Below are 16,631 nucleotides of genomic sequence, written 5' to 3'. Positions count from 1 at the left end.
CTGCTTGGGCTATTTTGTCGATTGCTTTTGTATCATAAATGATACGTATCATTTATGATACACTTTTTATCTAAATAACGTCAGAGATTCCACTTCTTCAACACCCATTTCCGTTAATGCTTTTGCGGCAAGGTGGATTGTTGCGCCGGTTGTATAAACATCATCCACCAATAAGACTTTCTTTGGAACCCCTACATTCTCTTTCACTTTAAAAGGTTGCTTTAGTTGCAGACGCTCCTGCCTTGTCTTCTCGGATTGCTTCTTTCCGCTGCCAATATGTTCTAAAAGCGAAACAGCTGGTACATGGCACTGTTCCAGTAAAGTTGGAATCGTCTCGAATTCTCTTTTTCTTAGACTCGCTTGGGACGAAGGTAATGGACAAAGAACAAAGCCCCTCTTTTGATATTTGAGCAACTCTTTCCTTAACTCTTTTATGACCAACGTCATCACTCTTGTATCTCCCACAAATTTGAATAACTCCATAAACTTTCGACCTGCCTCGTCATAAGCATATAAGGCAGTATTCTTTAGGAGTACCGCTTCTTTTACTTGATGCCATTTTTGACAATCCGGGCAAACTTCCACTTTTGTCATCAGCCTCCCGCACTCTAGGCACGTTGGATGCTGTTTTAATTCTATAAACGGATGCTCACAATTGACGCAAATGCACTTTCTATTTGCTCCTAGTAAAAACGAGAGTATTGGTTGGGCTCGTTCGACTTCTTCACCGCACCATAAACATTTCATTCGTGTTCCCTCCCTCGAAGCGCTTGTTGATTTAAGTTTTCAATTTCCCTGACCGCCTGGACCATCGCTTTTGTTTTGCCATTATGAAAATACACAACTTCTCCTGTTGGACATTCTACTGTCCGTCCAACGCGTCCTGCGATTTGCACGAGTACTTCTCTTGAAAATTCCTCTTCATGCGCATTGACGACACAAACATCGACTCCTGGAAAAGTGACTCCGCGTTCTAGAATCGTTGTCGTCAAAAGAAACTCGAGCTCTCCTGCTCTCATTTGAGCAATCCGTTCCTGCCGATACGATTCTTTAGAACTAACCGTCTCGAATTTTGCATTTGGAAACTGTCGTCTAAGTGCTACTTCTATCGGATTAAGAAGTGTAATTCTCGGTACAAACAGCAAAAATCGTTTCCCTACTTTAACATGTTCCTCTATAAACTGACACACAGGTTTTGGCACTTTTTTCTTTTTCAATTTTTTGTCTAAATCTCCGATAAAACTCATCGTCGGTACTATTAGTGGCTTCTTATGATACCGTTCCGGTAGCAAGGATACCGACAGCTCTTTTCGTTTGATTCTTCTCTCTAGTGTCTGGGACGGGGTCGCTGTTAAATACAGCAAACAGCCGTTCTCTTTCACCGCACGATGAACTGCTCGAATCAGTAACTCATTATCCCGGTATGGGAATGAATCTGTCTCATCAATCACGACCAAATCAAATGCGTGGTAAAATCTTAGCATCTGGTGCGTCGTCGCAATCGTCAGTGGCACTCTCTTGTACCCTTCCTCCGACTGCGAGTGAAGGACGTTTTGCTCGACTGTCGGGAAAGCTTCCTTCAAGCGCGGTGCTAGTTCCACACATACATCAATTCTTGGTGCGGCAATGGCGACTCGTTTTCCTTGTTGTAACATCCATTCGATGCTCGCAAAAATCATCTCCGTTTTCCCAGAACCTGTCACAGCCCAAAGTAGGTGCTCACGGAATCCTGTTTGCTTTACGACTTTTAAGCACTCCAAAGATAGCTGTTCCTGTTTTGCACTCAGAGTATGTTTATAGTGTGCTAATTCCTCTTCTCTTTTTGGAAAAGGTTGCTCTTCTTCAGGAGTCGCAATCACCATACTACAAGCCTTCACCTTTCCCATTCCAATACACTTCAAGCAGTACCAACATTCACCGCCCGCGCAATTCAGACAAGGCCCCTTAGCAAATTCCAACGGATCTGTATTCCCACAAAACTGGCACTCCTTCTTTCCATTTTTAGTGGTAATTCCAACATCTAGCACAGCATTCGTAGAAACTTCATGCTCTTTTAGCATCGATTGATAGACCGCTTGAATACGTCCAACCGCTCCTTCCATCCCACTCACCTCACCCCTAACTACGCAAAAAAATCAGAAGAAGATTTCTCTTCTTCTGATTTTTGTTTGAAAGGAGTGCTTCTATTATGAGAAGAATGCGAGTAATACCCCTGCAGCAATCGCACTACCGATAACTCCGGCCACGTTTGGTCCCATTGCGTGCATTAATAAGTAGTTACTTGGGTCTTCTCTTTGTCCTTCTTTTTGTACAACACGAGCGGCCATTGGTACGGCAGATACCCCTGCAGCACCGATCATTGGATTGATTTTACCGCCAGATAATTTGTACATCAATTTACCCATTAGAACCCCAGCTGCTGTTCCTCCAGCAAACGCGATTAATCCTAATAAAGTAATTTTAAGAGTCGATACTGATAAGAATAATTCCCCTGTTGCTTTCGCTCCAACGGTTAACCCTAAAATAATGGTTACCCCGTACATCATCGCATTTTGTAGAACCTTTGTAATGTTTGGAACTACCTTAATTTCTTTAATTAAGTTACCGAGCATTAAGCATCCTACTAACGGTGTTGCACTTGGTACTAATAAGCTGACAAAAATTGTAACAATGATTGGGAAAAGAATTTTTTCCGTTTCACTCACTTTACGGTTTTCTGTCATCTTAACAAGACGTTCTTTCTTCGTCGTGAGCGCACGAATAATTGGCGGTTGAATAATTGGCACAAGCGCCATGTATGAGTACGCTGCTAGGGCGATTGCTGGTAATAAGTGCGGTGCAAGTCTTGTCGTTAAGAACAAGGCTGTTGGTCCATCCGCACCCCCGATAATCCCTACTGAAGCAGCTTCTTGCGGTGTCATCCCCCACATTACTGAAAGGAAGAATGCGACGAAAATACCGAATTGAGCTGCCCCACCAAGCAAGATGGTTTTTGGATTAGCAAGTAGCGGACCAAAGTCTGTTGAGGCCCCTAAGCAAAGGAAAATCATCGGTGGATAAATCCCAAGGTTTGTTCCTTGATATAAGTAATACAAGAGTCCACCAGGTCCATTTTCAGTAGGAGCATCCATCAACCCTGCTAATGGTAAGTTAACAAGGAGCATCCCGAACGCAATCGGAACCATTAAGTATGGTTCATACCCTCGTTTAATCCCTAGATATAGAAACACGCAGGCAATAATTAACATAATGATATTTTGAATTGTTAAGTTATAGAGCCCACTCGTTTCAATCAACTGTTGAATGACTTCCATAAACCATCGCCTCCTAAATCGTTAAGAGTGGTTGGTTCGATTCGACAGATTCATTACTTGATACATGAATTGCTTTCACAACACCATCAGCCGGAGCAAGGATTTCATTTTCCATCTTCATGGCTTCTAAAATCACAAGTACATCTCCTTTTTTCACTGCATCACCGACATTTTTATTGACCGATAATACAATCCCTGCCATTGGAGCAGGCACCACTTCACCGTCCCCTGTTGGAGCAGGTGCTGGCGCAGCTTTCTTTTCTTCCACTGGCGCGCTAGGTGCTGGAGTTGGAGCTGCTGCTAATTTTTGTGCTGCTTCTTCATTTGAAATTTCTTTTAGTGAGACGATAAATGTTTCGCCATTCACTTCTACTTCGTATTTTTTCATTTAGTCCACCTTCTTTTCAATCGATACAATTTCAAAGTGCTTGTCCGGAACATCCGCACTCGCTTGTGTTAAAGCGACCAGTGCGGCAACTCGAGCAAGTTTATTCGTTTCAAATAGTGTTCCATCATTTGTTGGAGCTTCAGGTTTCACCTCAACTGGTTTTCCTACAACTCCAGCTGTTGGATGGCTCTTTGCTTCCAGGATTTGGATAACTTTAGAGCTTCCTTGCATGAGAAACATTAGAATCGTCAACATCACAAACACAATTCCCATTGAAACGATTGTGATCCATAGGATTTCTAATAAACTTAAGTGCATAACTCTCTCCTCACTTTACAGTCGCAAAAATCTTCACGATTTCAGATGGTTTTTGCCATTGTCCATTCTTCTTGAGCAAGAATTCTTTACCGACTTTAGGGAAGAGTGCGTAAGTTAAGACATCTTCGTCACTTCTTGCTAAATCTCCAAGTTCTGCTTTGAGTGTTTCGAATTCTGGTGGCAAGTGGTTTGCTGGTCGATCGCTGATGACTTCTTGGTCACCAATGATGGATCTTCTGAAGCTTTCTTGAATTGGTACTGGTGATTGTCCATAAGAACCAAGTAAGTAAGCTTTCACTTCGTTAGAAACCACTTTGTAGCGTTGGCCTGTAAGAACGTTCATCGTTGCTTGTGTTCCCACCATTTGGCTCATTGGAGTAACAAGAGGTGGATATCCAAGGTCTGCTCTTACTTTTGGCACTTCTTTTAATACTTCTTCGTATTTATCTGTTGCACCCGCTTGCGTTAATTGGGAATACATATTTGATAACATTCCACCAGGTACTTGATATAAAAGCGCACGTGGATCTGGTGTTAACATTTTTGGATTCAAGGTTCCATCTTTAATGTATTTATCTTTAATTACTCGGAAGTGGTCTGCAATAGGTTCTAATTTTGCCAAATCAACCGAAATATCATAGCCTAATTCGCGAAGAGCGATGACTAATGATTCCGTAGGTGGTTGGCTTGTACCTTCACTAAGTGGTGAAAGGGCTGTGTCGATGCGGTCTGCACCCGCTTCAATGACTGCTTGATAAGTGAGTTGTGCAATACCGCTTGTGCAGTGTGTATGCACGACGATTGGCACTGTAATCACTTCTTTTAATGCACGAACAAGCTCGATACCACGAGCTGGCGTCAAAATTCCGGCCATGTCTTTCACACAGATAGAATCGGCACCCATTTCTTGCATTTTAGCTGCTAGTTCTTTGTAATAGTCAATCGTATGCGCATCACTAATCGTATAGCAGATTGTCATTTGCGCTTCTTTACCTGTCTTCTTCACGGCATTTAGTGAAGCTTCCAAGTTACGAACGTCATTTAACGCATCGAAAATTCTGAAAATATCAATCCCGTTTTCTGCTGATTTTTCGACAAATTTTTCGACAACATCATCGGCATAGTGACGATATCCTAAAATATTTTGTCCGCGTAATAACATTTGTAACGGTGTTTTCTTTAAATGTTTTTTCAAGGTGCGCAGTCTGTCCCATGGGTCTTCGTCTAAGAAACGAATACATGCGTCAAACGTTGCTCCACCCCAACATTCCAAAGAGGCAAATCCTGCTTCGTCTAATTGATCTAAAACAGGGAGCATATCTTCAATTCGCATACGGGTTGCCATCAAAGATTGATGGGCATCCCGTAAGATTGTATCTGTAATTCCTATTTTTCGAGTCATCACCGAACACTCCTTCCATTATAAGACGTCGATAAAGCGTTCGATTGTCTTGATGCTTTCAAGGGCATCTTGTGGAATTTGATGTTCTGGATTTGCATCGTTAAATGCCTTCAAGTAGTCTAGACGGAATTGCATACGGTCACGAATTAATTCAGCGTAGTCTCCGTTCATTTCAGGCACTTCATATCCTTCCACTGGTAAGTATTCCATTCCTGGAAGCCCACCGAATAATTCGAAGTTTGCTTTGCCATCTACAACTGTTTCGATTACACCTAGGGAAACTTCTTTTGTAACTTTCTTACCTAAGTAGTCTCCTGTATTGATGATGTAGCAGTCTACGTCTTTATCAAATAATGCTTTGAATTTTTCGTAGTCCTCTACTAATGGATATACACGGAATGGGTTTGCGTATGGTTCGATAACAAGCGCATCTAAGTTTGCTCCAGCTCCTGTATTTTCAGCATTAGAACGTTTTGTCATTAATGTACATCCTAAAATAGATGCCAAACGTGGATCTGTGATTTTCACTAGTGGTGGTAGTGCATCATCTTTCATAATCCAGAAAATAGATTGAATTGGTTCTTTAATCTTATCAACACGGTTTGGTGTAGAATAACGAGATTTAACCGTACGTCCGTTACCGTTACGAATATCTTCTGTTACTAATACTTTACGGCCGTTTTCATCCAGAGTCACACCACAGTTTTGAACCGTTACGAAGTAATCTTGTTCTCTGTGACCTGCTGGATAGTCATTTGTTTTGTCGAAGTAAGAAGGTTCCAAAGCTACAGATGAACCATCTTCTACCGAAATCACAAATGCGTCGTCGTGTAATACTTCAATGTCGTATTTATCGTCATGTTTAGCGTGTGTTAATGTAGACTTACCTGATCCAGATAATCCGAAGAAGCTTGCAACGTAAGAAGCGCCTTCTTTACGGAAAATCTTCAAACCACCGTGGCAAGAAACGTAATTGTTACGAGCGGCAGTTGCCCATGCTAATGTTAACGTTCCTTTTTTGATTTCCCCAAAATAACTCATTCCTAAAATTGCAGCACAGTTATGTTTTGTATCAAAGAATGCTAATCCATCTGGGTAATCAGGATGTCTCCAAGTTGGGTCGAAGAAAATGAAAATATCATTTTCGTCATATTGTTTAGACGCATCATAACGTCTCTTATATTGGTCATTGAAAATTTGGAAGTTCAATAACCATGAGTACAAGTTGTTAATGTGTTCTTTAGGCATTGTGATATGTGCCTTCACCATGAAGTCTTCATCAAGACCTACAACAGCTGTACCCTTAATAAACGGTCTGAACGAACTGTTATAAATCTCTTCACGAATGATTGGAATAATCTTAGCATCTTCTGCTGGATTATTACCCAAAATTCGACGAGCTTTTGCAGTACGTCCTACAACGCTCCCATCAACCACCGTAAGAATATGTGCATCCTCCGGTAACCCTAAATCCTTTGCGTTTGCAACGAACGCATCTAACACTGTTGTATTAGGTGCATGTGACGCTAATTCATACGCCTCTGCCAGAGTCTGAATTTCAGTCGCATTGTTCGAATAAAAAGCTGGTTCAATAGTTGCCTTCAATTGCGAAAGATGCGGATTGCTCTTGCGTATAGTGTCTGTAGCGAAACGATCAATTGTTGCCATAATATCAACCTTCCTATCTTTTTATTGATACTTTAATTATACACGAAAACGCTTTAAATGTAAGCGTTTTTTGTGATTTTTTTTGCTAATTTCTCCATTTTTTTCTTTTAATTCTTGGAATCTCGTCCAAAAGTAGCAAATCGCTCCCAAATAGAAAAGAATGGGTTACCGCATGCGGTAACCCATTCTTTTAAGTGTTATCTTTAAAATTCATCTCAAAGCACATACCTTCTGCCGTTGCAAAGAAGCGGTGTTCTATTTGTTCACGCTCGAGCAACTGATGAACACTATAAAGCCCTACTCCATTTCCTCCACCAGTCGTTCCTTTAGAAGATGGTAGGAGCGAAAATGCTGTTTCAATTTGTTCTTTTGTGAGAGGTATACATGGATTTTCAATCGTCAATACCTGATCCTTTAATTCCACTCGAATGACGCCTTCTTTTGATGAGTGTTTAATGGCATTCATCAATAAATTATTCCATACATTTCGAAAGGCGATTGGACTCGCTTCAATCGTGAATGGTTCGATGCTTTCTTCAAGCACTAGTCCTTTTTCTTGTAATAATAACTGGAATTCTCTGTTCCACTCTGGAAGAACTTTGTCTAACGCTATCTCTTCTTTTTTTAGCGTTTCTTCTTGTAATTTAGAGAGTGCTAGAATTTCCTGAACGAGTACAGACATTTGATCGACTTTTGCAATCGACTCCTCAAGATACTTATCACGGTCTTTATATTTACCAACATTGAGGCTCATATTCTCTAATAAAATACGCAGACCTGCTAATGGCGTCTTCAACTCATGAGAAGCGCTTCGTAAGAAATCTACCTTTGTTTTTTCCAACTGAATCATCTTCTGGTTCTTCTCTTCCAGTTCATCGATGACAGATAGCAGATGCTCGTATAAGTCATTGATTTGGATTTCCATTTGTCCAATTTCATCGGACCTTGGATTTGCAAACCGTGCATCTCTATCCAATTCCATCATCTTCTGAGTGACTTTGGACATTTGCATCAGCGGTTTCGATAATTTTCTAGCATATATATACGAGAAAATCACTGCTGTAAAGATCGAAATGGCGAGCGATAATGGCAAATAACGGAATGTAACCTTGGTTGCCTGTTTGACCGATTCGGTTGTTGTCACGACCTGCAGTTGCATTTGTTTGCCGTCTTTTGTAGTGACTTGTCTGTCCTCGATAATCACCGAGTTCTGATCACTATTTTCATCAATGGCTAACTCGCTTCCTAGCTGTAAGTTCTCCCCGTTCGATTCTTTTCTTAAGTAAGCTGTAATCCCTTCATTTTTAGCATACAGTTGCAAGGCAGACGCAGCCTCTTGTTCATCGACTTTGGATAAACTTTCCACTAACACATCTGCTTTTTGGCTTAATTCTTGCTGACGTTCCTGCAAATAAAAGTGCGGAAAAGCAAAATATAAAAACAGATGCGCAATCGCCACTAGCGTACCTAGAATGCTTAATGTATAAATAAAAATCTTAGGAAACAGTTTTAATTTTCTCATCTTAACTCCAACTTGTATCCGACATTTTTAACGGTCACGATACAATCCAACAATAGTTTTTTTCGCAATTGCTTGATATACACATCCACAACACGGTCAAATGGTGGATCTTCATGAGCTGCCCACACGTGATCTAAAATTTGAGCACGACTCAACACTTGTCCTTGATATTCCACGAGCAGTTTTAAAATCGCCAGTTCCTTTGCGGTAACTTCCACGATTTGCCCATTTACTCTGGCTTCAAAACTGGTGAAATTCACACTCGTAGACTCATAGTTCCACACATTCATTTCTCCGTAGTGACGCTTCAATACGGCTTCAATCTGCTTATGCAAAACGACGAGTGAAAAAGGTTTTTGAATAAATCCATCAACGAGCAGTTCGAACGTTCTCACCTGTGTCTCTTCGTCATGAAGGGCCGTTAGCATTAGAATAGGAAGTTTACTTGTTTTTCGTACCTCTTCTAACACTTCAAAGCCATTTTTTCGAGGCATCATAATATCCAATAAGATTAAATCAATCGACTCTTTTTCAAATACTTCAAGCGCCTCTACTCCATCTTCTGCTTCAAACACATGAAATCCTTGCTCTGTTAAATATTCGCGAACACCTTCGCGAATCGCTCCTTCATCTTCAACGACTAATAAATTCAAAACCATCACCTCTTTTTCGCTATTATATCAATCAATTGGTCTTGCGACTAGACCCTTGCATTTTTATTCCGTATCTTGCAATAAACTCTTCGGAGATTTTTGTAAAATAAACGCACTTCCTAGGAGAACTGCAATGACAATGACCACAAGCCCAAGACCAACAACCGTTGCTTTATCCATATTGGATACTGTCACCGATAATTCTGTCAATGTCTTATTGAAGCCGTCCACGGCTGCTCCACCACCAAGGTTTGCTGATTTCGCTTCATTCGCCAGTTGCGTGCCAAGGCTACTATTGACTTGCCCTAAGATGAGTTTTCCAACCCATTCACTGACAGGTCCACCTGCAAGAATCGCAGCGATAAAGCTGGCAATGCTGACCATTCCTACTTCGCACAGCATTTGCGCGATAATCGTTTTGTTCGTCATTCCAAGCGCCAAACGGACACCGATTTCTCTTCTGCGGCTATTTGTCCATAAGAAGAGAACGAGCACTAAAATAATCGCAGAGAAAATCAGACTTCCAAGGAATAGTTTATCCGTTAAGCCGTATACTAAGTTAATTGATTTTTGAAGTGTTGGGTAGTTTTGGCTACTCTTAATGAGCGTATATGCCTTCCAGTCAATTCCCAATTTCTTCGCTTGCTCCATCACCTTATCAATGTCGTATTGACCACCGACAAGGAAAGTAGCATCCAGGTAAATCGCATCCGCATCTGTATAGCCATACATTAAAGCACTTGTCTTCAAGTCCGTTAAAATCGTATTTTCATATAATTCTTGTGGCGCTGTGACTCCACCTTTATTTTTACCTCCGAACAGACCAACAATCGTCACTTCGGTTTGGTTATTGGCTTGCTTTTCGTTATCTGCATCATAGATGTTTGATTTCAACTTGAACTTGTCGCCGACTTTTAAATTATTTTTCTTAGCAAAGTCTTCGTGTACTAACGCCACATTTGTATCGTCATCCTTAATATGGCGCCCTTCTGTTAGCGTAAAAGTCTGCGCCGCGAATCGTTCATCCATGCTAGAATCATTAATTCCGGTTACTTGAGCGGCTTTTCCGAAACGTTGCTGACGAGTGGCGTCAAGACGAACTCCTTTTGCTGGAATCAATTCTTGATCCACAAGGTCCGCTACGACTTCCATTCGCTTCACTGCCTTTTGAACACCTTCGATTCCTTCAATCGCTTGAATATCTTTTCCTTTCAAGTTCCCGCCCCCACGAGCAGTCCCTTGATTATGTCTGCGGTCGATTTGCATCGAGAACGAAGAATTAATCGACTTAAACGTTTCTTTTGCAGCGGTATCCGTTGCGTGTTTTACGGCTAAACTACTGAGGGCCACCGTTGCCATACTGAATAAAATAAAGAAAATAATTAAGGTTTTAAACTTTTTTCTTGAGACATATGCCCAAGCATTTTGTAGGATATTCATCTATTTTTCCCCTCTTACTTTCTTTAGTTTTCCGTCTTCTAATTCCAACACTTCATCACTCGCAGCGGCTACTTGCGGGCTGTGAGTCACTACGATGACGCATTTTCCACTTTCATGTGCTGCCATTTTTAAGATATCGATAATTTCTGCGGCTGTTCCTTCGTCCAAGTTTCCGGTTGGTTCATCCGCTAAAATAATTGGCGCCTTTGAAACAAGCGCTCTCGCAATCGCAACCCGTTGTTGTTGCCCACCTGATAGCTTCAATACATTACGATGAATTAATTCTTCCTCTAAACCTAATTTCAATAGGATATCTTTGGTTGCTTTTCCATTTACGAGTCTTACATTTTCAAGAGGTGTTAAATAATCGATTAAATTATAGTTTTGGAACACTAAGCAAATATGGTCACGACGATGTTCACTGTATGACCCTTGCGCAATATCTTGCCCATTGAAACACACTTTTCCTTTCGTTGGGCTATCTAATCCTGCTAATAGCGATAAGAAAGTTGATTTCCCAGCTCCGGATTTACCAACGACCGCATAGAATTTTCCTTCTTCAAAAGTGGCATTCAGATCATTCAATACATATTTTTGAGAATCCTCGTATCGATAATAAATATTTTCTAATGATAATACTGACATAAAAACACTCCTTAGTTCATTTGACTTAAAATTTTCTTCGGTTTCTTCATTAAAATGACTGCCGTGCTAAATAGAACGGCTAGTGCAATAATGATTAGGACGACTCCAATGGTTAGCAGTCCTTGCATCAGACTGAACTCTGGCAAGCTCGATTCAAATAATGATTTCACTTGTATTGGAATCTCATCCGAAGATAAGAGACCAGTATAAAATTGTTTAGCTACAAAGCTTCCCAACATAAGAGCGAAAATCGAACTCGTTGCCGCAACGGTGTAGAGTTCTAATAAGATTTGCGCGATAATTTCTTTTCTTGAAATTCCGACCGACATCAAAATTCCAAACTCATGGATTCTTTCTCTTAATGTAAATAATAAAATTAAAAATAAAACAATTACTGCTAATACAAATACAGAACTCGTCAACAATGTCATGAGCGATTTGAAGTTTTGGATAGGCGAGGCCACCTGTTCAAATACTTGCTCATTTTTAGAAAGTTGCATCCCATCCCACTTGAGAGGAAGTACTTTTACTCTAGAAATCACTTCTTCTAATTTTGATGGATCTTTCACCGTAAAAATCGCACGATGAACAATGGCATTCGATTCATCTTTCCCGATTAATGTTTGACTCGTTTTATAATCCATATAGATGCGATTTTCTGTTAAGTCACTCGTCAATCCTGTCGATTGCTCTGATAACTTCCCATTGAAAATCCCGACGATTTCCACCGTTACTTCTTTACTGTTTGCAGTAGCGTCCCCGTTTTGGAAGTTCTTCAATTTAATCTTGCTTCCGACTGTCCAATTGTTTTCTTTTGCAAGCTCTTCATGTACGAGAACTTTTCCGGAATCGTCTTTTGTTAACGCACGACCTTCTTTAAGATTTAGCGCTCCACTAGCAAAATTTAGCTCCTGATTACTAGAAGTGACACCATGATACCCCACAAGTTCCCCCATATTTCCTTGATCGAGTTGGACCGCTTGTTCTCTTTCAACGGCCTTTGCGTCTTCTAGTTGACCGATGCCATCAAATTCATACTGCGTCTCTTTCACTCCCTCAACTTGTTCTACTTGAGACAATTTCTTTTGTTCGATGTTCCCATCTTGTAAGAGGGATTCAATTTGAAACCCTGAATTCGATAGTTCTAACAACTTCGTTTGAACCTTCCCTGTACTTTCTTGCATCGAGAGGACCGCCAAGACAGCTGCTGTAATTAGCATCATGATGAAAAATAATATTCCTGTACGAATCTTCTTGCGAACAAGATACGCACCCGCTCTCTTTTTCCAATCCATGTGCTCTCCCACTTCCTTTCCTATTCTGTACTGTTAGTTTGCACTCCCAATATGAAACGAATATGAAACGAATTTCTTTTTTGAAAAATTTCATTACCATATATGGTAATGAAATATTTTTTGCATGCAAAAAAGGCTGGACAATTTGTCCAGCCTTCCTCTTTAATATCTTTCTTTCATTGCACGATCGATTTCGCGTTTCATATCCTTTTGCTTTAAGGCATCACGTTTATCGTAATTTTTCTTCCCTTTCGCAACTCCGATTAACAACTTTGCAACGCCATTTTTAATGTAGAACTTTAGCGGCACTACCGTATTTCCGGCTTGCTTTACTTGCTCCAGTAAATAGTTGATTTGCTTTTTATGAAGCAATAATTTTCTCGTTCTTAATGGGTCATGATTGAACAGTGTCCCTTGTTCAAACGGACTAATATGGACACCTACAAGAAAAGCTTCTCCTTGCTTCAAGCTCACGTATCCATCTTTTAAATTGATACGCGCTTGACGAACCGATTTGATTTCTGTTCCAGTTAAGACCATCCCAGCTTCAATCGTTTCAAGAATGGTATAGTCATGACTTGCTTTTCGATTTTGTGCGAGCACTTTATCGTTCGTTCCTTTAGGCATTCACGAACCTCCTAGCGTCTTTTCTTTTTCGTTTTAATCGCTTTTTTAAAGCGTTGGCGCCCTTTTGATTTTTTACCCTTTTTAGAAGACTTTTCATCAAAGCGTTCGCCTTTTCTTGGACGTTCTGTTTTGGCCAATTTTGCATCTTCTACGAGTAGGAAATCGACTTCTCTAGCTTCCACATCTACTTTCACACATTTCACACGAACACGGTCACCGATACGGTAACTAACACCCGTACGTTCCCCAAGTAAAATCATGTGGCTTTCAATAAAGTTAAAGTAATCTTGCTTCAAGTGAGAAATATGAATTAATCCTTCTACGGTATTGGCTAACTCAACAAACATCCCAAATTTTGTCACTGAGCTTACGATTCCATCGAATTCCTCGCCGACTTTGTCTTGCATGTATTCAGCTTTTTTCAATGCGTTCACATCGCGTTCCGCCTGTACTGCAAGTCGTTCCATACGAGATGATTGGTCTGCAATTTGTTGTAATTTATCTTCCAGAAGCGTTTCTTCTTTCTTCGATAAATGACCTGGGTGTTTTCCGTAATGACGAATCATACGATGAACGATTAAGTCAGGATAACGACGAATCGGCGAAGTGAAGTGCGTATAGTCTTCCGCTGCCAGTCCATAGTGTCCTGTAGGCGTGATATCGTACTTAGCTTGTTTCATAGAACGAAGCATCATCGTTGATACCACTGCTTCATACGGTTCACCACGTACCTCGCTTAATGCTTTTTGCAATTTCTTCGGTGTAATCGAATCGTTCTTCCCTTTAATCGTAATTCCAAACGCTGTAATAAACTCTAAGAATCGTTGGAGTTTTTCGCTATCTGGATTTTCGTGAATACGATAGATAAATGGCACCTTCATTTGTTCATAGTGACGAGCCACTGTTTCATTCGCCGCAAGCATAAAGGACTCAATGAGTCGCTCTGCTACACCACGTTCACGTAGTACGATTTCTGTTGGCGCTCCTTTTTCATCCACCAGAATTTTTGCTTCTTGTGTATCAAAGTCAATCGCTCCACGTTCCGTACGTCTACGTTCAAGAATCGTATGTAATTCTTTCATGTTCCAAAGCATTGCTTCAATCTCTGGAGTGATTTTTTCAGAAGCTTCATTCGTATTGAATAATACGTTCACTTCATCATACGTTAATCGCTCGTTCGATTGAATCACACTTGGAAAAATCTCATGCTGGTAAATCGTTCCGCTACGGTCGATTTCCATGCGTGCTGTTAACGTTAATCGCTCTTCATATGGATGAAGCGAGCAGATTCCATTGGATAATCGTTGCGGTAACATTGGAACAACACGGTCCGTTAAATACACACTCGTTCCGCGTTCAAATGCTTCCTTATCCATTTCGGAATTTTCCGTTACATAATAAGAAACATCAGCGATGGATACCGTTAATACAAAGGTTCCATCTTCACGTTTAACAAGAGCCACCGCATCATCTAAGTCTTTGGCGTCTGCTCCGTCAATCGTCACGGTTAATTCTTGGCGTAAATCCACACGCCCTTCGATTTCTTCCGGTGAGATGGTTTCACTCACACGGTTGGCTTCCTCTAATACTGATTCTGGGAATACTGTTGGGATTTTTAATTGATGTAAAATCATTAAAATGTCCATGCCGACAGCGTCTTTATAGCCGATTTCTTTGACGATATGCGCCTTCAAGACGAGTTCGTGACGCTCTGTTTCATAATGTTCCACTTCGGCAATAACGACGGTTCCGTCAACTGGGTTTAATCCCTTTCTAGTCACATAACATTTCGTTTTCTTTAATTTAGAATCTTTTATTGCAATTTCGCCACAATAGCCTGTTTGCAGCATAATCTTCGAGGGATAACGTGTATAAATCCCCACCACTTGCTTCACAGCGCGTTCTAAGATTTTCACAATCGTTCCGCTTGCGGCTTTATCGTTATAAGGATTTTCTTCTTGAACGATACGAATCGCAACTGTGTCTCCATCCATAGCGCCATGGACATCCGTTCTTGGGATAAAAATATCTGGTTTGCCTTCTTCAACTGTTACAAAACCAAATCCTTTATCGTTTAATCGGAATGTTCCTTCTAACGTACGATTTTTTTGATTGAATCCAAATTTACCTTGTCGTGTCAATACAATTTTTCCAGAATCTTCGAGGTCAGCTAATTGTTTCACTAAAATCTTAAAGTCCTTTGAAGCAGTAAATCCGAAATGCTCACTAATTTCTTGAACAAAAAAACTTTCGGATTCATGTTCCATAAAGAAATTCATTAAGATTTCTTCTAATGATTGTCTCATTTCTTTACCTCCATTCTTGTTGATTTAGAAAAGAGAGAACAGTCTCTTGGAATTCCTTTCTAACAGGACTAACCGTAATCACATGCCCTGCTTCTTCATACCAATGTAACTCCACTTGTGCGTTAATGAGGCCCTCTTTTAATTCAAGAGAAGACTCTGGATCGACAAGTGTATCTTGTTCCCCTTGTGCAATATAAAAACTTCCTGTCACTTCGTCTAAATGTGAAGCAACGTCACTTGAAAATGATTGAATGTGTGCTAATTGTTTTTGTGCTTTTTCCTTCATTTCAGCTTCATCAAATGGTCGTCCTACATTTCTATAAGATGCCTTCGCATACATCATAAAACTTTGAAACAGTCCTGGCAACTGAGGATTCCCAGAAGATACCGGAGAACAAAATGTGCCCGCATATTCCACTAGATGTTCGGTTGCTAATTTAGTCGCCATAATACCGCCCATCGATAATCCAAAGGCACTAACCGTGTGATAGCCTTGTCCTCGAACAAAGTCGACAGCACGTTTAGCATCATCGTACCAAGCCTCAGGAGAACTTGCTAAGATATCTTCCACATCTGGAGTTCCATGGCCAGAAAATACTGGAACATAGACTGCATAATCATGACGATATAAAAACTGCGCAAGCATTCTCACATCCGCAGGTGTTCCTGTATAAGCATGAAATAAAATCACCGCTCTTGTATTGCTTTCTTTTCTTAACCATAGTGCTTCCATATAACTCTCCTCTAATCTGCCAAATAAAAAAGTACAATTGGTTGGATGTCCGAACAATTGTACTTAAATTTATTATTTTGATGAAATGTATGCTAATGCAAATGCTAATAACATGAAGATTGTTCCTAAAACAACTGTTACGCGAATTAAGAATGCCTCAAAACCACGTGCCTTTTGTTTACCGAATAATTGCTCTGCTCCACCTGTTAAATTCGCAGCATTTGTTTTTGAAGGTTGCATTGCAACAACAATAATTAATAATACGCATACCACAACCATCAGTGATAAAATCAAATTGTACAAAGGATTCCCTCCTTAAC

Annotated in this window: 16 protein-coding genes; all 16 read right to left on the bottom strand. The window is 40.4% G+C overall.

Annotated elements, in window-relative coordinates; genetic code table 11:
* Positions 1–66 precede the first annotated feature (66 nt).
* Positions 67–594, bottom strand: coding sequence for a ComF family protein (locus O3798_RS06765; protein WP_371445718.1), 528 nt, complete (start codon positions 592–594; stop codon positions 67–69).
* Between the two features lie 149 nt (positions 595–743).
* Positions 744–2,102: a DEAD/DEAH box helicase gene (locus O3798_RS06760; protein ID WP_371464036.1), complete on the bottom strand. Its 1,359-nt coding sequence runs from the start codon at positions 2,100–2,102 to the stop codon at positions 744–746.
* Positions 2,103–2,186: 84 nt separating this feature from the next.
* A complete protein-coding gene (locus tag O3798_RS06755; protein WP_048784270.1) occupies positions 2,187–3,314 on the bottom strand; it encodes a sodium ion-translocating decarboxylase subunit beta in 1,128 nt (375 codons plus the stop codon).
* 13 nt (positions 3,315–3,327) lie between these two features.
* Positions 3,328–3,702, bottom strand: coding sequence for a biotin/lipoyl-containing protein (locus tag O3798_RS06750; protein WP_048784272.1), 375 nt, complete (start codon positions 3,700–3,702; stop codon positions 3,328–3,330).
* Positions 3,703–4,020, bottom strand: coding sequence for an OadG family protein (locus tag O3798_RS06745; RefSeq protein WP_371464035.1), 318 nt, complete (start codon positions 4,018–4,020; stop codon positions 3,703–3,705).
* Between the two features lie 10 nt (positions 4,021–4,030).
* Entirely contained in the window at positions 4,031–5,422 is a 1,392-nt protein-coding gene (locus O3798_RS06740) for an oxaloacetate decarboxylase subunit alpha (protein ID WP_371464034.1), read from the bottom strand.
* An 18-nt stretch (positions 5,423–5,440) separates the two neighbouring features.
* Positions 5,441–7,090, bottom strand: a complete 1,650-nt coding sequence (locus tag O3798_RS06735; RefSeq protein WP_371464033.1) for a phosphoenolpyruvate carboxykinase (ATP) — start codon at positions 7,088–7,090, stop codon at positions 5,441–5,443.
* 190 nt (positions 7,091–7,280) lie between these two features.
* Positions 7,281–8,612 carry a histidine kinase dimerization/phospho-acceptor domain-containing protein gene (locus tag O3798_RS06730; RefSeq protein WP_371464032.1) on the bottom strand — a complete coding sequence of 444 codons (1,332 nt, stop codon included), beginning with the start codon at positions 8,610–8,612 and terminating at the stop codon, positions 7,281–7,283.
* The gene (locus tag O3798_RS06725; RefSeq protein WP_371464037.1) at positions 8,609–9,265 is read right to left on the bottom strand and encodes a response regulator transcription factor; all 657 of its coding nucleotides are present in this window, start codon (positions 9,263–9,265) and stop codon (positions 8,609–8,611) included. Before O3798_RS06725 ends, O3798_RS06730 begins: the two co-directional genes overlap by 4 nt.
* 63 nt (positions 9,266–9,328) lie before the next feature.
* The gene (locus O3798_RS06720; protein ID WP_371464031.1) at positions 9,329–10,705 is read right to left on the bottom strand and encodes an ABC transporter permease; all 1,377 of its coding nucleotides are present in this window, start codon (positions 10,703–10,705) and stop codon (positions 9,329–9,331) included.
* Positions 10,706–11,350, bottom strand: a complete 645-nt coding sequence (locus O3798_RS06715) for an ABC transporter ATP-binding protein (RefSeq protein WP_371464030.1) — start codon at positions 11,348–11,350, stop codon at positions 10,706–10,708.
* Positions 11,351–11,361: 11 nt separating this feature from the next.
* Positions 11,362–12,645, bottom strand: coding sequence for an ABC transporter permease (locus O3798_RS06710; protein ID WP_371464029.1), 1,284 nt, complete (start codon positions 12,643–12,645; stop codon positions 11,362–11,364).
* 162 nt (positions 12,646–12,807) lie between these two features.
* Positions 12,808–13,272 (bottom strand): SsrA-binding protein SmpB, encoded by a 465-nt coding sequence (gene smpB / locus O3798_RS06705; RefSeq protein ID WP_371464028.1) that lies wholly within the window; start codon positions 13,270–13,272, stop codon positions 12,808–12,810.
* A gap of 11 nt (positions 13,273–13,283) precedes the next feature.
* On the bottom strand, positions 13,284–15,578 hold the full coding sequence (gene rnr / locus O3798_RS06700) for a ribonuclease R (protein WP_371464027.1): 2,295 nt from the start codon (positions 15,576–15,578) through the stop codon (positions 13,284–13,286).
* 4 nt (positions 15,579–15,582) lie between these two features.
* Positions 15,583–16,311, bottom strand: coding sequence for an alpha/beta hydrolase (locus O3798_RS06695; RefSeq protein WP_371464026.1), 729 nt, complete (start codon positions 16,309–16,311; stop codon positions 15,583–15,585).
* Positions 16,312–16,383: 72 nt separating this feature from the next.
* Positions 16,384–16,614, bottom strand: a complete 231-nt coding sequence (secG, locus tag O3798_RS06690) for a preprotein translocase subunit SecG (RefSeq protein WP_298647714.1) — start codon at positions 16,612–16,614, stop codon at positions 16,384–16,386.
* Positions 16,615–16,631: the final 17 nt, after the last annotated feature.

This window comes from Granulicatella sp. 20925_1_45 (assembly GCF_041433555.1).
Lineage (GTDB): Bacteria > Bacillota > Bacilli > Lactobacillales > Aerococcaceae > Granulicatella.
Note: the sequence above shows the minus strand (reverse complement) of the source record. Positions and strands in the feature narration are given on the sequence as shown.